Source organism: Streptomyces sp. 2131.1 (assembly GCF_900105515.1).
GTDB classification, from domain to species: Bacteria; Actinomycetota; Actinomycetes; order Streptomycetales; family Streptomycetaceae; genus Streptomyces; species Streptomyces drozdowiczii.
On the sequence record NZ_FNSY01000001.1, the window covers coordinates 4,908,063 to 4,926,926 of the forward strand.

The window sequence follows — 18,864 nt, forward strand, 5'->3', positions numbered from 1 at the left end:
CAACCCCCCACGGGACGGTGTGCACAGCCGCCCCCGGCCGCTGCCCCCTCCGGACCTCCCCCCCTGGGTCCGAAGGGGGCGCACTGCGTCAGGGGCGCCCCGGCGCGCTGGCCGACCACGCGATGACCGGGGGCCGGACACGGGCGCAGCGCGGTCGCCCCTCGGCGTCCGAGAGCGGAAGCCGGGCGGTGAGATGTCCGCAGCGCACGGCCGCGGTCAGGACGGCCGGGTCGATGTCGGCGAACATCAGCTTGGCCCGCCGGAACATCGTGAACAGGCCGTCCTCGTCGACCGTGCCCCAGGACAGGTAGACGAAGCGCCCGCCGAGCCGGTTCTGCACGTACGGTCCCCGGACCGCGACCCCGTCCCCGTCCGCGACGGCCGTGCACTCCAGGGTCCAGCGGGCCTCCGGCGCGTCGCCGGGGGTCGGGCCGAGAAGCTCGCCCGGGCGGTCCTTGCGCTGGACGCCCACATGGACGTTCTCGTAGCCGGGGAAGCCGGGCCCGGCCGGGCAGACGCGGCCGGGCAGGCCCGAACCCTCGACGTGGACGAGCAGGGCAGTCTCCATGAGTCAGACCGCCTCGTCCGCAGCCGCCTCGTACGCCCCGGTCAGCCGCTTCATCAGCGCCTCGTCGACCGTGAACGCGGTGTCGCCGATCCGGGCGACCGGGGCCAGGCCCTGCGAGTTGGTGAGGAAGGCCGACCGGTAGGTGCCGAGCCCGTCCAGGGTGACCGCCCGGCGCACCGACTCCACTCCGGCGCCCGGCAGCTCCCGTTCCAGGACGCCCATGGTGATGCCGGTCAGCGCCGGCGCCTGCGGCCAGACGACCGCGGTGCCGTCCCAGAAGCCGATGTTGGCGACCGCCCCCTCGGCCACCGATCCGTCGGGCCCCGTCAGCAGCGCGTCGTCGAAACCGGACCGGCGGGCCAGTTGCGCGTAGTAGGTCTGGCCGAACTCACCGGGGCGCTTGAGGTGCGGGGCGGTCCGTGTGTAGGGGACCGGCATCAGGCTCCTGGGCTCGGGCGACATCCGGGCCGGCCCGGCCACCGTGACCATGACGGTGGCCGCGGTGTTCCCGAGCGGCGGGTGCCCGTACACCCGCACCGAGGCGTCCGCCGCGCCCGCGCTCCCCAGTGCGTGCCGGATCAGCCCGCGCACCCGGCCGCCGTCCAGGGGGAGTTCGAACAGCTCGCGGTTGGCCGCGTCCAGCCGCGCCAGATGCAGGTCAAGGCCGCGTACCCGGCCCCCGCGGACCTGCATCGCCGTGAAGTGCCCGTAGTTGACGAGGAGCGCCCGGCGCAGATCGTCCTCGGTGGCGGGCCGGCCGTCGAATTCGGCGTACGGAAGGACTGGCGCTGCTGGAGTCGTCATACGGCCACGGTATGCGGCCGCCTCCACCCGGCAGGAGGTGCGTTCCCCGTCACGTTTGACCTCAACCATGGTTGATGTACGAACGTCTTCGGCATGGACCTCATCACCGCGGAATCCACCGCCACCGCCATGACCGAAAACGCCCCCGTGAAGGTGGCCGTCATTCTCGCCAGCAACCGCGAGGGCCGGTTCGCCCCCGTCATCGCCGACTGGTTCCTCGCTCACGCCGACGGCCACCCGGCCATCGAGACAGAGGTCGTCGACGTCGCCGCCCTGGACCTGCCCACCGCCCTCGCGTACCGGCTGGAAGCGAGCACCCGCGAACTGCTGGCCGACGTCTCCGCGCGGCTTGACGGGGCGGACGCCTTCGTCGTCGTCACCCCCGAGTACAACCACTCCTACCCGGCCCCGCTGAAGAACCTCATCGACTGGCACCGCGCGGAGTGGCAGGCCAAGCCGGTGGCGTTCGTCTCGTACGGCGGGGTCTCCGGCGGACTGCGCGCCGTCGAGCACCTGCGGCAGGTCTTCGCCGAGCTGCACACCGTGTCGATCCGCGACACCGTCTCCTTCCACAACGCGGGCGCCCGGTTCGACGACGAGGGCAGGCACCGCGACCCGGCCGGCCCGGACGCCGCCGTGAAGACGCTGCTCGACCAGCTCGTGTGGTGGGGCCGGGCGCTGCGGGCCGCGAAGAGGGCCCATCCGTACGGCGGCTGATGGCGCGGCGGGCGGCGGCGGCCCACAATCGGGGAGAAACCGCCGACCACCGCGAGGGGACTCCGAAGTGACGACGACGCCGGCCTGGCTGACCGTACTGACCACGACGGACAGCGAGGAGAAGGCCAGGGAACTGGCGCGGGGACTGGTCGAGGCGCGGCTCGCCGCGTGCGTGCAGATCTCCGCGCCCGTCACCTCCGTCTACCGCTGGCAGAACGCCATCGAGGCCACCGAGGAGTGGCAGCTGTTCTGCAAGACGACGGCCGAGCGGTACGAGGAGCTGGAGGCCCACCTCCAGGAGGCGCACGACTACGACACCCCGGAGATCATCGCCCTGCCGGTCCTCCGGGGCAGCGCCCGCTACCTGGGCTGGGTCTCCGCCGAGACGGCGCCGGTCACCTCGGTCTGAGGCGCCGTCAGCGGGAGGCCGCCGCCAGCGCGTCGTCGACGCCCCGTTCCCGGGGGCCCAGGAAATGCGGGTCCGGCTCGAACAGGGCGTCGAGCGCCGCCTTCCCCGCCGCGAACACCTCCCGCGCGCCGCCGTAGTACCAGGTGACGTCGTGCCTGGCGTCCACCCCGACGCCGTACGCGTCGATCCCCGCCGCCCGGCACAGCGCGATGGCCCGGCGGATGTGGAACCCCTGGCTCACCAGCACCGCCCGGTCGACGCCGAAGATCTTCTTCGCCCGCACGCACGAGTCCCAGGTGTCGAACCCCGCGAAGTCGCTGACGATCCGGTCGTCCGGCACGCCCTTCCCGACCAGGAACGTCCGCATCGCGTCCGGCTCGTCGTACTCCTCACGGCTGTTGTCCCCGGTGACCAGGACGACCTTCACCTTCCCGTCCCGGTAGAGCGCGGCGGCCGTCCGCAGCCGGTTCGCGAGGTACGGGGACGGCTTCCCGTCCCACAGCCCCGCCCCGAACACCACCGCGACCTGCCGCGCGGGCACGTCCTCGACGGTCCTGACCCGGGCGTCGGCCACGGTGTGCAGCCAGGTCGCGGGCGCGAGCGCCAGCACACAGGCGGCCATCAGCCCCTGCACCGCCCGCCGCCGCCCCTGCCGGGTCGTCGGAAGCCGCAGCCGGGGGAGGGCCCTCCACAGGCGGGTGGCGGCCGTCCGCAGCCCCGCGAAGGCCCTCCGCAGCCGGGTCCCGCCCGCCCGGTCACCGCCCTTCGGCGTCCGCCGCATCCGTGCCCTCACGTACCCGCCCCCACTCGTCCGCCCCTGGTGCCGGGGCTGCCGGGGCCGATGCCCCCCGTCCTACTGGACGATCCGGCGGCCGAAAGGGTTCTCCGCCCGCCGCGGGGCCCACGTACGATCGGGCGATGTCGCTCCCACGGTTGATCGCCTCCGATCTCGACGGCACCCTCCTGCGCGGTGACGGCTCGCTGTCGCCCCGCACCCTGCGCGCCCTGCGCACGGCCGAGGAAGCCGGAGCGGAGATCGTCATCGTGACCGCCCGGCCGCCGCGTTTCGTGGACCGGCTGGCCGAGGCCACCGGGCTCGCCGGCACGGCGGTGTGCAGCAACGGCGCGCTGATCTACGACATCGCGAGCCGCAGCGTCGTCTCCTCCCGGGTGCTGCCCCTGACCGTCGCCCGGCAGGTCGCCACCGCGCTCGCCGCCGCCGTACCCGGCATCGGCTTCGCCCTGGAGACCGGCAACCAGGTGCTGTACGAACCGGCCTACCGGCTGCGCCTGTCCGAGGACGAGGGCGCCGAACTCCCCGTGGCCTCCCTCGCCGAGCTGTGGCTCACCGAAGCCCCCGTCACCAAGCTGCTCGCCTGGTCGGAGCGGCTCGACGCGGACACCCTGCTGGCCGCCGCCCGCCAGGGCGCCGGTGACACGGTCCAGCTGACCCACTCGGGCGGGCGCGGGCTGCTGGAGATCAGCGCGCCCGGCGTCACCAAGGCCGGCGCGCTCGCCGTGCTGTGCGCGGACCGGGGCATCGAGGCGGCGGACGTCATCGCGTTCGGGGACATGCCCAACGACCTCACCGTCCTCGCCTGGGCCGGTACGGGCTACGCCATGGCCAACGCCCATCCGGCGGTGCTGGCCGCCGTTCCGGTCCACGCCCGGACCAACGAGGAGGACGGGGTGGCGCAGGTGATCGAGGGCCTGTTCGCGACCCGGCGCCGCACCGAAGCCGCCGCCGCACCGGAGGTCCCCGCCTGACGGCCCCCGCCCTTCCCCTGTGAGGGCGCGGAAAACCCCCGTGACCGGCGTGCAACGCCCCGGCAACGTGCGTCCGCCACCATCGGCGCATGCACCGCATCCGGCACCTTCCCCCGCCCGGCCACGTGAACCGTCCGGCGCCCGCCGCCCCGGCCCTGGTCGCCGTCGCCCACGGCAGCCGGGACCCGCGTGCCCCGCACGCCGTGGCCGCCCTCCTGGACCGGGTGCGCGAGCTGCGTCCGGGGCTGGACGTCCGCATCGGGCACATAGAGCTCAACGCACCCCTCCTGCCGGACGCCCTGCACGCCCTCGGCGCCGGAGACGCCGTCCTCGTACCGCTGCTGCTCGGGCGCGGGCACCACGTCAAGCACGACATCCCCGCCTCCGTCGCGGACGCCCCCGCCCTGAGCGCCCGGGTCGCGGGCCCCCTCGGGCCGCACCCGCTGCTGGTGGAGGCGCTGCACGACCGGCTCACCGAGGCCGGCTGGCGCGCCTCGGACCGCGACGGCGCCGTGGTGCTGGCCGCCGCCGGATCGCGGGACCCCGAATCGGCCGCCGACACCCGGCGTACCGCACGGATGCTCGGGGAACGGCTCGGCGGCGTCCCCGTGGTGCCCGCGTACGCCTCCGCCGCCGCGCCCACCGTGCCTGCCGCCGTGCGCGCGCTCGCCGCCCGGGGGCACCACCGGATCGCCGTCGCCTCGTACTTCACGGCACCCGGCCGCTTCGCCTCGGCGGCCGCCGCCCACGCGCCCTGGATCGCCGCCGCCCCGCTCGGCGCCCACCCCGCGATGGCCCGGCTGGTCCTGCACCGCTACGACCGGGCGCGCGCGGCCGGCGCGGGCGCCTGCGGCATACCCGCGCACACACGGTTTCCGGCCTCCGCCTGACCCGTCCTGTCGGTGCGGCGGATTACTGTCGGACCCATGAACGGCACGGACGGCACGGACAGCACGGTCGGCACTCAGCACCCCGGTACGGCGCCCTACGGCCCGGCCGACGCCGAGCGCTGGGACCCCGAGCCGGACAAACGCCCCGGCCGCACCGCCTTCCAGCGCGATCGCGCCCGCGTGCTGCACTCCGCCGCCCTGCGCCGGCTCGCCGGGAAGACCCAGGTCGTCACGCCGGGCACCCGCGGCCCGGCCTGGGACGCCAGCCCGCGCACCCGGCTCACCCACTCCCTGGAGTGCGCCCAGGTCGGCCGCGAGCTCGGCGCCGCCCTCGGCTGCGACCCCGACCTGGTGGAGGCGGCCTGCCTCTCCCACGACATGGGGCACCCGCCTTTCGGCCACAACGGCGAGCAGGCGCTCAACGACTTCGCCTCCGACTGCGGCGGCTTCGAGGGCAACGCCCAGTCGCTGCGGCTGCTCACCCGCCTCGAACCCAAGCGCTTCGTCCCCGACACCCGCACCGGCGACCTGGCCAGCGTCGGCCTCAACCTCACCCGCGCCGCCCTCGACGCCGCCACCAAGTACCCCTGGCCCCGCGGCGCCCACCCCGCCGATCCCGGCTCGCCCAAGTTCGGGGTCTACGAGGACGACCTGCCGGTCTTCGAGTGGTTCCGCAAGGGCGCGCCGCCGCACCGCAAGTGCTTCGAGGCCCAGGTCATGGACTGGTCCGACGACGTGGCGTACTCGGTGCACGACTTCGAGGACGGGCTGCACGCCGGGCACATCGATCCCAACTGCCTGGAGGCCGAGCCGGAGCGCCGCGAGATCTGGGACGTCGCCATCGGCCGGTACGTCCCGGTCGACACCGACCCGCAGGAGCTGGCCGAGGCGCTGGACCGGCTCATCGCCCAGGAGTGGTGGCCGCACGGCTATGACGGGTCCGCCGTCGCCCAGGCCCGGCTGAAGGACGCCACCAGCCAGCTGATCGGCCGCTTCTGCCTCGCCGCCGAGACCGCCACCCGCCAGGGATACGGCACCGGACGCCTCACCCGGTACGCCGCCGAGCTGGTCGTCCCGCGCGCCACCCGCAACGAGTGCGCGGTGCTCAAGGCCATCGCCGACCGCTACGTCATGCAGCGTGCCGAGCAGGAGGAGATCCGCGCCGACCAGCGGATCGTCATCGCCGAACTGGCCGCCGCGCTCACCGCCCGCGCCCCCGAGGGGCTCGAACCGCAGCTGCGCGCGCTGTACGAGGCGGCGCCCGACGACCGCGCCCGCAAGCGGGTCCTCGTCGACCAGATCGCGGCCCTCACCGACGCCTCGGCCCGCGCCCTGCACCGCTCGCTCACCACCCCGGGGACCGACCACCACCGGGTGTGACCTGATCGGGCCACACCCCCTTTCGCCACTACGCTGCGTGCGGGACGCTCGCAGTTGGCGCCGCGCAGCAAGCACCGAGGAGGCACAAGTGGTCGACGCACATCGGACGTTCGTCATCGTCGGCGGAGGGCTGGCCGGGGCGAAGGCAGCCCAGACGCTCCGGTCGGAGGGATTCAGCGGCCGGGTCATCCTGATCGGCGACGAGCGCGACCATCCGTACGAACGCCCGCCGCTGTCCAAGGGCTACCTGACCGGGAAGGAGGACCGCGACACCGTCTTCGTCCACGAGACCGCCTGGTACGCGGGCGCCGACGTCGAGCTCCACCTCGGCCAGCCCGTCACCGCGCTCGACCGCGCCGCCCGGACCGTCGAGACGGGCGACGGCACCGTCGTCCACTACGACAAGCTGCTCCTGGCCACCGGCGCCGAACCCCGCCGCCTCGACGTGCCCGGCACGGACCTGGCCGGCGTCCACCACCTGCGCCGCCTCGCCCACGCCGACCGGCTGCGCAACGTGCTGGCCGCCCTCGGCCGGGACAACGGCCACCTGGTCATCGCCGGGGCCGGCTGGATCGGCCTGGAGGTCGCCGCGGCCGCCCGCGGCTACGGCGCCGAGGTCACCGTCGTCGAACCGGAGGCAACCCCGCTGCTGCGGGTCATCGGCCCCGAGCTCGGCCAGATCTTCACCGAACTCCACAGCGACCACGGCGTCCGCTTCCACTTCGGCGGCCGGCTCACCGAGATCGTCGGCCAGGACGGCATGGTCCTCGCGGTGCGCACCGACGACGGCGAGGAGCACCCCGCCCACGACGTGCTCGCCGCGATCGGCGCCGCCCCGCGCACCGCGCTCGCCGAGGCCGCCGGCCTGGAGATCGCCCCGCGCGAGCAGGGCGGCGGCATCGCCGTCGACGCCTCGCTGCGCACCAGCGACCCGCACATCTACGCCGCCGGCGACGTGGCGAACGCCGCCCACCCGCTGCTCGGGACCCGGCTGCGGGTCGAGCACTGGGCCAACGCGCTGAACGGCGGCCCGGCGGCGGCCCGCGCCATGCTCGGCCAGGACGTCAGCTACGACCGGGTGCCGTACTTCTTCTCCGACCAGTACGACCTGGGCCTCGAGTACTCCGGCTGGGCCCCGCCCGGCTCCTACGACCAGGTGGTCATCCGTGGCGACGCGGGCAAGCGCCGGTTCATCGCGTTCTGGCTGAAGGACCGCACCGTGCTCGCCGGGATGAACGTCAACGTGTGGGACGTCACGGAGCACGTGCAGAACCTGATCAGGGCGGGCCGGCCCGTCGACCCGGACGCCCTGGCCGACCCGTCGGTGCCCCTGGAATCCCTGGTCTGAGCGGTCCCGGGCCGGTGCGCGGGCCCTCACTCCCGCCTCCGCGCCGGCCCGGTGCCGGCCCCGGCCCGGACCGTTCCTGTCCGAGCCCACCCGTAGACTTCAACGCGTGGCAGGCAGGATCAATGACGACGATGTGAAGGCGGTACGGGACGCGGTCCCGATCGACGCCGTCGTTTCCGAGTACCTCCAGCTGCGCAACGCGGGCGGGGGCAACCTCAAGGGCCTGTGTCCCTTCCACGACGAGAAGTCCCCCTCCTTCCAGGTCAGTCCGAGCAAGGGTCTCTTCCACTGCTTCGGCTGCCAGGAGGGCGGCGACACGATCGCCTTCGTGCAGAAGATCGACCACCTGACGTTCGCGGAGGTCGTCGAGCGGCTCGCCGCCAAGGCCGGCATCACCCTGCGCTACGAGGAGGGCGGCTACAACCCCTCCCACCAGCGCGGCGAGCGGATCAGGCTGGTCGAGGCGCACAAGGCCGCCGCCCAGTTCTACGTGGAGCAGCTGAACGGCCCCGAGGCCGAGATCGGCCGCAAGTTCCTCGCGGACCGGGGCTTCGACCAGGCCGCCGCCGCCCACTTCGGCGTCGGCTACAGCCCCGCAGGCTGGGACCACCTCACCCGCTTCCTGCGCGGCAAGGGCTTCAGCGACAAGGAGCTCATCACCTCGGGCCTCTCCCAGGACGGCCGGCGCGGCCCCATCGACCGCTTCCGCGGCCGCCTGATGTGGCCCATCCGCGACACCGCCGGGGACGTCGTCGGCTTCGGCGCCCGCAAGCTCCGCGACGACGACAACGGCCCGAAGTACCTCAACACCCCCGAGACCCCGATCTACAAGAAGTCCCAGGTGCTGTACGGCATCGACCTGGCCAAGAAGGACATCGCCAAGTCCAGCCGGGCCGTCGTCGTCGAGGGCTACACCGACGTGATGGCCTGCCACCTCGCCGGGGTCACGACAGCCATCGCCACCTGCGGCACCGCCTTCGGCGGCGACCACATCAAGATCCTGCGCCGCCTCCTCATGGACAACGGCAGCGCCCGCGTGATCTTCACCTTCGACGGCGACGCGGCCGGCCAGAAGGCCGCCCTGCGCGCCTTCGAGGACGACCAGAAGTTCGCCGCCGAGACCTACATCGCCATCGCCCCGGACAACATGGACCCGTGCGACCTGCGGCTGGTCAAGGGCGACGACGCCGTCCGCGACCTGGTCGAACCCCGCACGCCGCTCTTCGAGTTCGCGCTGCGCCAGATCGTCGGGCGCTACGACCTGGAGACCCCGGCCGGCCGCGCCGCCGCGCTCGACGAGGCCGCCCCCGTCGTCGCCAAGATCAAGACGGGCAGCGTCCAGCGGGAGGTCGCCGTCCAGCTCGCCGGCTTCATCGGCATCCTGGACCAGGAGTACGTCGTCCACCGGATCAACCAGCTCGCCCAGTGGGCCCGGGGCCGGGGCGGCGACCGGCGCGGACCCGCTCCCGCGGGCCGGGGCGGCGCCCGCCACCAGCAGCAGGTCCAGGCCGCGCCCGTCCCCTCGGGCCCGGCGCTCAACCTTCGCAGTCCCGCCCACCGCACCGAGCGCGAACTGCTCAAGCTCGCCCTCCAGCGCCCCGAGCTCGTCGCGCCCGCCTTCGACGCCTACGGCTCCGACGAGTTCACCGCACCGCCCTACACCGCCGTGCGCGAGTGCATCGCGGAGGCGGGCGGCGCCGAACAGGGCCTCGCCGACAGCCGCGAATACCTGGTCCGGGTGCTCGACGCCACGCCCAACGAGTCCGTCCGCAAGCTGATCACCGAACTCGCGGTCGAGGTCTTCCACGGCAAGTCCATCGACGAGGCCTACGCCGGAGAGCACCTGGTCAAGGTCCGCCTGCGCGCCGTCGACCGCCGGATCAACGACGTCCAGAGCAGCCTGGCCCGCCTCGGCAGCAACGTGGCCCCCGACCACCTGGCCGCCGCGCAGAACGAGGTCTGGGTCCTCCAGCAGTACGCCCAGACCCTGCGCAACCACGGCGCCGACGCGCTCTGAGTTATCCGGGCCGTCACGCGACGACCTCAGAAAGTCACCGCACGCCCCTCGTGGCGGCTGTGTGTCGTACCCCACACTGGATGGCGGTGCCCTGAGTCATCGGAGCGCGGCCCCGTCCCGCGGTCCTGCAGCGATCACCTGGAGGTCGCCCCCGTGCAGACCCGGACCGTGACCGAAACCGAGAGCCTGCCTGCCATACCCGTGCAGGCCAGGGCCGTGTGCCACCCCGAAGCCGGCGGGCACCCCCCGGCGGCGCCCGAGCCGGCCGAGGCCGTCGTGATGGAGGAGGCCGTGGACCCGGAGGAGCCCCCGGAGAGGCGCGGTAAGACGGAGACCGGGCCCACATCGGACCTGTTCCGCCAGTACCTGCGCGAGATCGGCCGCATCCCGCTGCTCACCGCCGCCGAGGAGGTGGAGCTCGCCCGGTGCGTCGAGGCCGGCCTGTTCGCCGAGGAACGCCTCGCCCGCACCCCGGACCCCGACACCCGCCTCGCCGTCGACCTGGACCGCCTGGTCGTCATGGGCCGCACGGCCAAGCGCCGCCTCATCGAGGCCAACCTCCGGCTCGTGGTCTCCGTCGCCAAACGCTACGTGGGCCGCGGCCTGACCATGCTGGACCTCGTCCAGGAGGGGAACCTCGGGCTGATCCGGGCCGTCGAGAAGTTCGACTACGCCCGCGGCTACAAGTTCTCCACGTACGCGACCTGGTGGATCCGCCAGGCCATGTCCCGCGCCCTCGCCGACCAGGCCCGGACCATCAGGGTCCCGGTCCACGTCGTCGAACTGATCAACCGCGTCGTCCGGGTCCAGCGCCGCATGCTCCAGGAACGCGGCTACGAGCCCACGCCCGAGGAGGTCGCCGCCCACCTCGACCTGACGCCCGAACGGGTCGGCGAGATCATGCGCCTCGCCCAGGAACCCATCTCGCTGCACGCCCCGGTCGGCGAGGAGGAGGACGTCTCGCTCGGTGACCTCATCGAGGACGGCGACGCCGCGTCCCCCGTGGAGTCCGCGGCGTTCCTGCTGCTGCGCCAGCATCTGGAGGCGGTCCTCTCCACCCTGGGCGAGCGCGAACGCAGGGTGGTCCAGCTGCGCTACGGACTGGTCGACGGACGGCCCCGGACGCTGGAGGAGATCGGCCGCATCTTCGGCGTGACCCGCGAACGCATCCGCCAGATCGAGTCCAAGACCCTCGGCCGACTCCGCGACCACACCTCCGCCGACCAGCTCCGCGGCTACCTCGACTGACGCGCACGCGCGTACACCCGGGGCAGCCGCGGGGCGGCCGTACGGCTAGTCGACCTCGGCGACCGCCTGCGCGAACTGCGCCGCGTACAGCCGGGCGTAGGCGCCCTTCGCGTCCAGCAGTTCGTCGTGCGTGCCCTGCTCCACGATCGAGCCGTTCTCCATGACCAGGATGACGTCGGCATCCCGGATGGTGGAGAGCCGGTGCGCGATCACGAAGCTCGTACGGCCGTGCGCGAGGCCCGCCATCGCCTTCTGGATCAGTACCTCGGTCCGGGTGTCGACGGAGCTGGTCGCCTCGTCGAGCACCAGTATCACCGGGTCGGACAGGAACGCCCGGGCGATCGTGATCAGCTGCTTCTCACCCGCGCTGACCCCGGAGCCCTCGTCGTCGATCACCGTGTCGTAGCCGTCCGGCAGGGTCCGGATGAAGCGGTCGGCGTGTGCCGCCCGCGCCGCCTCCTCGATCCGCTCCCGGCTGACGTCGCCGGAGGCCCCGTAGGCGATGTTCTCCGCGATCGTCCCGCCGAACAGCCAGGTGTCCTGGAGGACCATGCCGATGCCCGAACGCAGGTCGGCCCGCGACATCTTCGCGATGTCGACGCCGTCCAGCGTGATCCGGCCGCCCGTCACCTCGTAGAACCGCATCAGCAGGTTGACCAGCGTCGTCTTGCCGGCGCCGGTCGGGCCGACGATCGCGACCGTGTGGCCCGGCTCGACGTTCAGCGACAGGTCCTCGATGAGCGGCTTCTCGGGGTCGTAGCGGAACGCCACGTTCTCCAGCGCGACGCTGCCGCGCAGGATGCCGGGGTGCTCGCCCTCGCCCTTCGCCGGATCGGGCTCCTGCTCCTCGGCGTCCAGCAGCTCGAAGATCCGCTCCGCCGACGCCACACCGGACTGCACCAGGTTCGCCATCGAGGCGACCTGGGTCAGCGGCATCGAGAACTGCCGCGAGTACTGGATGAACGCCTGCACATCACCGATCGACAGCGCGCCGGAGGCGACCCGCAGCCCGCCGACGACGGCGATCAGCACGTAGTTCAGGTTCGACACGAACATCATCAGCGGCTGCATGATCCCGCTGTTGAACTGCGCCTTGAACCCGGCCTCGTACAGTGCCTCGTTCTGCTCGGCGAAGTCCTTCGCGGACTCCTCCTGCCGGCCGAAGACCTTCACCAGCGTGTGCCCGGTGTACATCTCCTCGATGTGGGCGTTGAGCTTGCCGGTGACCTTCCACTGCTGCACGAACTGCGGCTGCGAGCGCTTGCCGACCTTCGTCGCCACGACCACCGACAGCGGCACCGTCACCAGCGCGACCAGCGCCAGCAGCGGCGAGATCCAGAACATCATCACCAGCACGCCGATGATGGTCAGCAGCGAGTTGATGAGCTGGCCCATCGTCTGCTGCATCGTCTGCGAGATGTTGTCGATGTCGTTCGTCGCCCGGCTCAGCACCTCGCCGCGCTTGGCACGGTCGAAGTACGAGAGCGGCAGCCGCGACAGCTTCGTCTGGATGTCCTCGCGCAGCTGGAACACGACCCGGTTGATGATCCGGATCGACAGCCGCGTCGACACGAGCATCAGCAGCCCGGCGCCGACGTACACCGCCAGCGCCATCAGCAGGACGTCGCCCACCGCGCCGAAGTCGATGCCCTGTCCCGGCGTGAAGTCCACCTTGGAGAGCATGTCGGCCAGGCCGCTGTTGCTCCTGCGCAGGCCCTCGACGGCCTGCTCCTTGGTCGTCCCGGCGTCCATGCCGCGGCCGACGACCCCGGCGAACACCAGGTCGGTCGCGCGGCCCAGGATCTTCGGGCCGACCACGGAGAGCGCGACGCTGCACGCGACCGCGACCAGCATCACGTACAGCGTGTTCTTCTCGGCGGCGAAGCGCTTCAGAAGCCGCTTCGAGGACCCCTTGAAGTCCATGGACCGCTCGGTCGGCGCCCCGCCCGCCATCATGCGTCCGCCAGGCCCGGCCATTACGCGGCCTCCGCTTCCGTCAGCTGGGAGAGCACGATCTCCCGGTACGTGTCATTGCCGTCCATCAGCTCGTGATGGGTGCCGGTCCCGACGACCCGCCCCTCGTCCAGCACGATGATCCGGTCGGCCTCCCGGATGGTGGAGACCCGCTGGGCCACGATCACCACGGTGGCCTCCGCGGTCTCCCGCCCGAGCGCCGCCCGCAGCGCCGCGTCCGTCGCGTAGTCCAGCGCCGAGAACGAGTCGTCGAAGAGGTAGATCTCCGGGCGCTGCACCAGGGTCCGCGCGATCGACAGCCGCTGGCGCTGACCGCCGGAGACGTTGGTGCCGCCCTGCGCGATCGGCGCGTCGAGCCCGTGCTCCAGGGCCTCGACGAACTCCTTCGCCTGGGCGACCTCCAGCGCGTGCCACAGCTCCTCGTCGGTCGCGTCCGGATTCCCGTACCGCAGGTTCGTCGCGACCGTCCCCGAGAACAGGTACGGCTTCTGCGGGACCAGGCTCACGGTCTTGGCCAGCAGCACCGGGTCCAGGGTCCGCACGTCCGTGCCGTCGACCAGCACCTGGCCGTCCGTCACGTCGAACAGCCGGGGTACGAGCCCGAGAAGCGTCGACTTCCCGCTGCCCGTCGACCCGATGATCGCGGTCGTCTCGCCCGGCCGCGCCACCAGGTCCACCGCCCGCAGCACCGGCTCCTCGGCGCCCGGGTAGCGGAAGTCCGCGCCGCGCACCTCCAGATGCCCGTGGGCGCGCAGCTCCCGCACCGGCTCCACCGGCGGGACGACGCTGGACTCGGTCTCCAGGACCTCCTGGACGCGCTCCGCGCACACCTCGGCGCGCGGCACCATCATGAACATGAAGGTGGCCATCATCACCGACATGACGATCTGCATCAGATAGGCGAGGAACGCGGTGAGCGCGCCGATCTCCATCCCGCCGCTGTCGATGCGGTGCGCGCCGAACCAGACGACGGCGATCGACGACACGTTCACGACGGTCATCACCGTCGGGAACATCAGGGCCATCAGCCGGCCCGTCGACAGCGCCACGTCCGTCAGCTCGGTGTTGGCGCCCCGGAAGCGCCCCTCCTCGTAGTCGTCGCGCACGAAGGCGCGGATGACGCGGTTGCCGGTGATCTGCTCGCGCAGCACCCGGTTGACCGTGTCGAGCCGCTTCTGCATCTGCCGGAACAGCGGGCGCATCTTCCGCACGATCAGGCTGACCGCGACCCCGAGGACCGGCACCACCGCGAGCAGCACCGCCGAGAGCGGCACGTCCTGGCCGAGCGCCATGATGATGCCGCCGACACACATGATGGGCGCCGACACCATCAGCGTGAACGTCATCAGGACCAGCATCTGTATCTGCTGGACGTCATTGGTCGTACGGGTGATCAGCGAGGGCGCGCCGAACCGCCCGACCTCGCGCGAGGAGAACGACTGCACCCGGTCGAAGACCGACGCCCGCACGTCCCGCCCGAGCGCGGAGGCGGTACGGGCACCGATGTAGACGGCCCCGATGTTGCAGACCACCTGGGCGATGCTGACGACGATCATCACGCCGCCGTACTGGAGGATGTAGCCCGTGTCTCCCTGGACGACACCGTTGTCGATGATGTCGGCGTTGAGGGTCGGCAGGTAGAGGGTGGCGCAGGTCTGCAGCAGCTGGAAGACGACCAGCACCGCGATCGGTTTCTTGTACGGACCGAGATAGGCCCGCAGAATTTTTATGAGCACGCGTGTCTCTCGGAGTCGGCGTAGGTCGGGTGAGCCGACCCATCTTCCGGCACCGCTCGCCGGGACCGCGAACGTTTTTATTCAAGTCCAGGTCAAAAAACGGACCCGGTCCATAATTTCGCGGTCCCTCCGCACTCACCGTGTCGAGTCGAACGCTCCCGGGTGAATCTGGTCCCGCGTCGCGATGTACTGCTGGCGCACCGCCTGCCCCACCGGCAGCTCCTCGCCCGGCTCCAGCACCTGCGCCGCCGCGCCCTGCCAGGCCGGCGGAGTGCGCCCGTCCAGCGCCCCCTGCGAGACCCCGAGCGCCCAGGCCGCCTGACGGGCCGCCCCCAGCGCCGCGTACTGGGCGGGCTGCGGCACGACCACCTGCGTGCCCAGCACCGAGGGCGCCAGCTGCCGCACCGTCGGCAGCTCGGCCGCCGCGCCCAGCAGGAAGACCCGCCGCACCTCCACGCCCCGGCCGCGCAGCACGTCGAGCGCGTCCGCCAGCGAGCAGAGCATCCCCTCGAATGCCGCCCGCGCCAGGTGCTCCGGCTTCATCGACTCGCGCCTGAGCCCGCACAGCGTCCCCGCGGTGTGCGGCAGCTGCGGGGTCCGCTCGCCCTCCAGATACGGCAGGAGCACGAGCCCCGAGGAGCCGGGCGTCGACTTCAGGGCCAGCGCGGACAGCGCGTCGAGACCCTCCACGTCCAGCATCTCGGCGGTCCCGCGCAGCGCGCGTACGGCGTTCGACGTGTGCACCACCGGCAGGTGCATGCCCGTCGCGTCGGCGAACGAGGTGATCATCCCGGTCGGATCGGCCAGCGCCTCGTGGTGCACGGCCATCACGGAACCCGAGGCCCCCAGCGACACGACCGCGTCCCCGACGCCGACCCCCAGGCCGAACGCCGCCGCCATGGTCTCGCCGGTCCCGGCGGAGATCAGCAGCCCCTCCGGCGTCGTCCCGGCCGCCTCGGATGGACCCAGCACCTCCGGCAGCGCCGCCTGGTGCCCGAGCGCCAGCTCCACCAGGTCCGGCCGGTAGGACTCCGTCCCCGCCGACCAGTACCCGGTCCCGGAAGCGGCGCCCCGGTCGGTGGTCCGCCGGGCCGGCCGCCCGAGCAGCTGCCACACCAGCCAGTCGTGCGGCTGCAGCACCGCCGCCACCCGCTGCGCCGGCTCCGGCTCGGTCCGGGCCAGCCAGCGCAGCTTGGCCACCGGCTGCGCGGCCTGCGGCACCGCCCCGACCGCCTCGGCCCAGGCCTGCCGCCCGCCGAGCCCGTCGATCAGATCGGCCGCCGCGGCCTGCGCCCGCTTGTCGTTGCCGAGCAGCGCCGGACGTACGAGGTTGCCCTGGTGGTCCAGCGGAACGAGCCCGTGCTGCTGCGCGGAGACGCCGATCGCCTGCACGCCTTCGAGCAGCCCGCCGGTGGCGGCCTCACCGAGGGAGAGCAGCCACGCCTGCGGGTCGGCCTCGGTGGCCTTCGCCTCGACGGGGTGCGGGGCGTACCCCTCGCGCAGTACGGCGCCCGTGTCCGTATCGCAGACCACGATGTGTGTGAACGCGGAAGAACTGTCCAAGCCGGCGACTATGCCCATACACAGATTCTGCCGCACCCCCGGCGGTTTCCCTTACCGGTGGTGCGGCAGAAGCCGTGGCGCGGCCGACTAGGTGTTGGTGGTCCCCCAGTCGTCCGCCGCGCCGTTCCCGGTCCCGCGCCCCCGGAAGGACCGCACCCGGTCCGTCACGGATGCCGGCACCTTGTCGCCGACCTTCTCGCCCACCGCGTGGTACGCCTTCCCCGCGAACTCACGGCCGCTCTGGGCCGCGGTCTCGCAGGTATTGCGCACGGCCGGGTTCTGGGCGAACTGGCGCGCGGACTTCTTCAGCTGCTCGTAACGCTCGCGCCCGGCCCGCGTGCCGAGCACGTAACCGAGGGCCACTCCGGCGATGAACGTGAGCCGGTACCGCATGGCTGCCACCCTTCCTTCGCTCCGTGCGACGTGTGCTGCCCGCCTACCCGCAGACGCCCGAGATCACCCCGGCCGATACCGATTGGCAAAGCACCCCCCTGCTTGCGCTAATGTATGTGTCGCAGCGAACGCGCGCCGCCCGGCATCCGCCAGGCAGGTACGTTCGAGGCACCGCAGCAATCCCCTGTAGCTCAATTGGCAGAGCAGCCGGCTGTTAACCGGCAGGTTACTGGTTCGAGTCCAGTCGGGGGAGCGCGATCCCCTGTAGCTCAATTGGCAGAGCATTCGGCTGTTAACCGGAGGGTTACTGGTTCGAGTCCAGTCGGGGGAGCGATCGGAAGAGGACCCCTCAGGGGTCCTTTTTCGTGTGCCAGGAACCGGCCGCCGGGCAGCGCCGTCTTCATGGTCATCAGCAGCCGGGCATCCGCAGCGGGAGATCGTATGACCGGCTATGCTGCGGCAGACGGTGCGCACACATGTACGCGCCACGCCGAGACGGGGCGGTAGCTCAGCCGGTTAGAGCAGCGGACTCATAATCCGTCGGCCGTGGGTTCGAGTCCCACCCGCCCCACCCAGCTTCCCCAGGCAGAATCGTTCTGACCTGGGGAAACGCGTTTTCCGGGGATGTTTTCGGGTGTGGCGACCGCCTCTGGGGTGTGGTGATCGCCAGCCCTCGCGGGCCGAAGGTGTTCTCCGGGTGGCTTTGGTCTGGTGGTTTGTGGCGACGCCTCCGTGAGGGCGTCGCGGAACGGTCCCACGACCGTTGGGGGAGTGCCGCGCTCCGCTCGACCGCCCCGCATCGGCGTGCCATCGCCCCCTCCGATCCCCCTCCGCGTCGGCGCGCAGGCCGGCGAAGTCGCTGTCCACGTGGAGCACCGTGTGCCCGTGAAGGACCGCTGTCGCACACACCACGAGGTCGATGGCCCCGGCGGCGAGGTGCTGCGCCCGCTGGGTGAGCTTGTACTGCGCGGTGTCGACCCAGCGCCAGGCGTTCTTGGGGACCGGCGGGCAGTCCGGGCGGGTGGTGGTGGGCGACGGCCCGGTGCCCGGGCGGGCAGGGGCTGGTTCCGATCTCTTCGGTCGTGACCCGCTCCCGCACTGTTCTGCGTGAGTGGAGCCACAGGTCACGAGAAGGGGGATATTGGTCCGAATGGCTGACATGCTGGGCGGCGAGGTCAGTATCCTGAGCGCCGAGATCCTGGTCGGCGGGGGGCGCGCATGTCTGGCTCATACACGGTGTACCGCAAGGCAGTTCGGGGGGACTGGGCGGACTGGTGGCTGGCCTGGCCGCTGGTGCAGCGGGTAGCGGTAGGAGACGTTCTCCATAACTTGGACGGCCGCGTTCGGACGGCCGGGGTGCTGTCGGATCGGGGGGTCGGGTTCACCCTGCGCCCGGGTCTCCCGCACAGGGATTTTCTGTACGACGCCCAAGGAACCGTATCGGTTCGGTTCAAGACGGCCGGTGCCGCGATGGACGGTTTCGCGTCTCTCGCCGTCGCCGATCTCGGGGCGGCCGTCGAGTTCACGAAGAGCAAGTCCGCCCTGGTGGTGTTCACGGGCATGGTGGAGAGCGGCGTGGCGAACCACCCCGGGCTCGCGGCGGAGCTGGTCCGTCAGAGCTGGGACACCTGGGACGACTCGCTGCTGGCGGTGACCCAGGTGGTGACCGCGCGGTCCGGCACATTGATGACGAGCGGCGCGAGCAGCGCCTCTGCCGAACTGCGCCTGCAGGCCGGGGCCGGCCAGGCGCAGTTGGGGCTCGCCGATCTCGCGGCGGGGGCTTCGATCCTGCGGGCACAGGGTCTGTCCGAGCAGTGGACGGGCGGGGAGTGCACACCGTTCTTCCGCGTGGTGCGGCTCAGGAAACCGTGGTTCGGAGCGGCGAAGGCGGACTACGGACCTCGTCAGCCCGGCCGCGGCGCCGGGCCGGTGCCGGTCCCGCCCGTGCTGTTGGAGGAGGCACTGGACGATCCGGGCGCGGTGCTGGAAGAGGTAGGACCGGAGGAACAGCCGGGTTTCGATCCTTCCGGGGAGTAGACGGGGGGCTGGC

Annotated in this window: 16 protein-coding genes, 3 tRNA genes and 1 pseudogene; 12 read left to right on the forward strand and 8 right to left on the reverse strand. The window is 72.2% G+C overall.

All coding sequences use genetic code 11. The annotated features are described in order from the left end of the window. Positions 1–88: 88 nt before the first annotated feature. Both BLW14_RS22020 and BLW14_RS22025 read right to left on the reverse strand, forming a co-directional pair. Entirely contained in the window at positions 89–568 is a 480-nt protein-coding gene (locus BLW14_RS22020) for a DUF5990 family protein (protein WP_093708918.1), read from the reverse strand. 3 nt (positions 569–571) lie between these two features. After that, positions 572–1,372 carry an aminotransferase class IV gene (locus BLW14_RS22025; RefSeq protein WP_177154057.1) on the reverse strand — a complete coding sequence of 267 codons (801 nt, stop codon included), beginning with the start codon at positions 1,370–1,372 and terminating at the stop codon, positions 572–574. Between the two features lie 93 nt (positions 1,373–1,465). On the opposite strand from BLW14_RS22025, the gene BLW14_RS22030 reads away from it, so the two are divergent. After that, positions 1,466–2,089: an NADPH-dependent FMN reductase gene (locus BLW14_RS22030; RefSeq protein WP_093708920.1), complete on the forward strand. Its 624-nt coding sequence runs from the start codon at positions 1,466–1,468 to the stop codon at positions 2,087–2,089. Positions 2,090–2,156: 67 nt separating this feature from the next. Continuing rightward, positions 2,157–2,498: a divalent-cation tolerance protein CutA gene (cutA, locus tag BLW14_RS22035; RefSeq protein WP_093708921.1), complete on the forward strand. Its 342-nt coding sequence runs from the start codon at positions 2,157–2,159 to the stop codon at positions 2,496–2,498. A gap of 7 nt (positions 2,499–2,505) precedes the next feature. Here cutA and BLW14_RS22040 read toward each other — a convergent pair whose 3' ends face one another. Further along, positions 2,506–3,279, reverse strand: a complete 774-nt coding sequence (locus BLW14_RS22040; RefSeq protein ID WP_093708922.1) for a SanA/YdcF family protein — start codon at positions 3,277–3,279, stop codon at positions 2,506–2,508. A 152-nt stretch (positions 3,280–3,431) separates the two neighbouring features. Here BLW14_RS22040 and BLW14_RS22045 point away from each other — a divergent pair, with 152 nt between their 5' ends. The 6 genes from BLW14_RS22045 (at position 3,432) to BLW14_RS22070 (ending at position 11,148) form a co-directional block, all read left to right on the forward strand. Next, entirely contained in the window at positions 3,432–4,265 is an 834-nt protein-coding gene (locus BLW14_RS22045) for a Cof-type HAD-IIB family hydrolase (protein WP_093710816.1), read from the forward strand. Positions 4,266–4,354: 89 nt separating this feature from the next. After that, entirely contained in the window at positions 4,355–5,155 is an 801-nt protein-coding gene (locus tag BLW14_RS22050) for a sirohydrochlorin chelatase (protein WP_093708923.1), read from the forward strand. Between the two features lie 36 nt (positions 5,156–5,191). Further along, the gene (locus BLW14_RS22055) at positions 5,192–6,535 is read left to right on the forward strand and encodes a deoxyguanosinetriphosphate triphosphohydrolase (protein ID WP_093708924.1); all 1,344 of its coding nucleotides are present in this window, start codon (positions 5,192–5,194) and stop codon (positions 6,533–6,535) included. 88 nt (positions 6,536–6,623) lie between these two features. Continuing rightward, on the forward strand, positions 6,624–7,883 hold the full coding sequence (locus BLW14_RS22060; protein ID WP_018518280.1) for an NAD(P)/FAD-dependent oxidoreductase: 1,260 nt from the start codon (positions 6,624–6,626) through the stop codon (positions 7,881–7,883). Between the two features lie 106 nt (positions 7,884–7,989). Continuing rightward, positions 7,990–9,900: a DNA primase gene (dnaG, locus tag BLW14_RS22065; RefSeq protein ID WP_093708925.1), complete on the forward strand. Its 1,911-nt coding sequence runs from the start codon at positions 7,990–7,992 to the stop codon at positions 9,898–9,900. Positions 9,901–10,053: 153 nt separating this feature from the next. Further along, positions 10,054–11,148: an RNA polymerase sigma factor gene (locus tag BLW14_RS22070; RefSeq protein WP_093708926.1), complete on the forward strand. Its 1,095-nt coding sequence runs from the start codon at positions 10,054–10,056 to the stop codon at positions 11,146–11,148. Positions 11,149–11,193: 45 nt separating this feature from the next. Here the strand turns inward: BLW14_RS22070 and BLW14_RS22075 are convergent, their stop codons facing one another. The 4 genes from BLW14_RS22075 to BLW14_RS22090 all read right to left on the reverse strand — a co-directional run bounded on the left by BLW14_RS22075 (position 11,194) and on the right by BLW14_RS22090 (position 16,814). After that, a complete protein-coding gene (locus BLW14_RS22075) occupies positions 11,194–13,125 on the reverse strand; it encodes an ABC transporter ATP-binding protein (protein ID WP_093708927.1) in 1,932 nt (643 codons plus the stop codon). After that, positions 13,125–14,858, reverse strand: a complete 1,734-nt coding sequence (locus BLW14_RS22080; RefSeq protein WP_093708928.1) for an ABC transporter ATP-binding protein — start codon at positions 14,856–14,858, stop codon at positions 13,125–13,127. The genes BLW14_RS22075 and BLW14_RS22080 overlap by 1 nt, the downstream gene beginning before the upstream one ends. Before the next feature lie 135 nt (positions 14,859–14,993). Then, positions 14,994–16,439, reverse strand: a complete 1,446-nt coding sequence (locus tag BLW14_RS22085) for an FGGY family carbohydrate kinase (protein WP_093708929.1) — start codon at positions 16,437–16,439, stop codon at positions 14,994–14,996. Between the two features lie 69 nt (positions 16,440–16,508). Further along, positions 16,509–16,814 (reverse strand): hypothetical protein, encoded by a 306-nt coding sequence (locus BLW14_RS22090; protein ID WP_093708930.1) that lies wholly within the window; start codon positions 16,812–16,814, stop codon positions 16,509–16,511. A gap of 180 nt (positions 16,815–16,994) precedes the next feature. Here BLW14_RS22090 and BLW14_RS22095 point away from each other — a divergent pair. From BLW14_RS22095 to BLW14_RS22105, 3 genes are all read left to right on the forward strand, one after another. After that, positions 16,995–17,067: transfer RNA gene (locus BLW14_RS22095), tRNA-Asn, on the forward strand. A gap of 5 nt (positions 17,068–17,072) precedes the next feature. Continuing rightward, positions 17,073–17,145 (forward strand) — tRNA-Asn (locus tag BLW14_RS22100). 166 nt (positions 17,146–17,311) lie between these two features. Further along, positions 17,312–17,385 (forward strand) — tRNA-Ile (locus BLW14_RS22105). A 278-nt stretch (positions 17,386–17,663) separates the two neighbouring features. Here the strand turns inward: BLW14_RS22105 and BLW14_RS35245 are convergent. Continuing rightward, positions 17,664–17,819, reverse strand: a pseudogene (locus tag BLW14_RS35245) (VapC toxin family PIN domain ribonuclease); the annotation flags it as partial. Between the two features lie 465 nt (positions 17,820–18,284). Here BLW14_RS35245 and BLW14_RS22115 point away from each other — a divergent pair. Next, entirely contained in the window at positions 18,285–18,851 is a 567-nt protein-coding gene (locus BLW14_RS22115; RefSeq protein ID WP_132901732.1) for a hypothetical protein, read from the forward strand. Positions 18,852–18,864 lie beyond the last annotated feature (13 nt).

Bases quoted from the DNA above. Each gene is read 5' to 3' on its own strand.
- BLW14_RS22025 (WP_177154057.1), bottom strand. From the start codon at position 1,372: ATGACGACTCCAGCAGCGCCAGTCCTTCCGTACGCCGAATTCGACGGC.
- BLW14_RS22050 (WP_093708923.1), top strand. From the start codon at position 4,355: ATGCACCGCATCCGGCACCTTCCCCCGCCCGGCCACGTGAACCGTCCG.
- BLW14_RS22085 (WP_093708929.1), bottom strand. From the start codon at position 16,439: ATGGGCATAGTCGCCGGCTTGGACAGTTCTTCCGCGTTCACACACATC.
- BLW14_RS22075 (WP_093708927.1), bottom strand. From the start codon at position 13,125: ATGGCCGGGCCTGGCGGACGCATGATGGCGGGCGGGGCGCCGACCGAG.
- BLW14_RS22090 (WP_093708930.1), bottom strand. From the start codon at position 16,814: ATGCGGTACCGGCTCACGTTCATCGCCGGAGTGGCCCTCGGTTACGTG.
- BLW14_RS22115 (WP_132901732.1), top strand. From the start codon at position 18,285: ATGGACGGTTTCGCGTCTCTCGCCGTCGCCGATCTCGGGGCGGCCGTC.
- BLW14_RS22055 (WP_093708924.1), top strand. From the start codon at position 5,192: ATGAACGGCACGGACGGCACGGACAGCACGGTCGGCACTCAGCACCCC.
- BLW14_RS22020 (WP_093708918.1), bottom strand. From the start codon at position 568: ATGGAGACTGCCCTGCTCGTCCACGTCGAGGGTTCGGGCCTGCCCGGC.
- BLW14_RS22040 (WP_093708922.1), bottom strand. From the start codon at position 3,279: ATGCGGCGGACGCCGAAGGGCGGTGACCGGGCGGGCGGGACCCGGCTG.
- BLW14_RS22030 (WP_093708920.1), top strand. From the start codon at position 1,466: ATGGACCTCATCACCGCGGAATCCACCGCCACCGCCATGACCGAAAAC.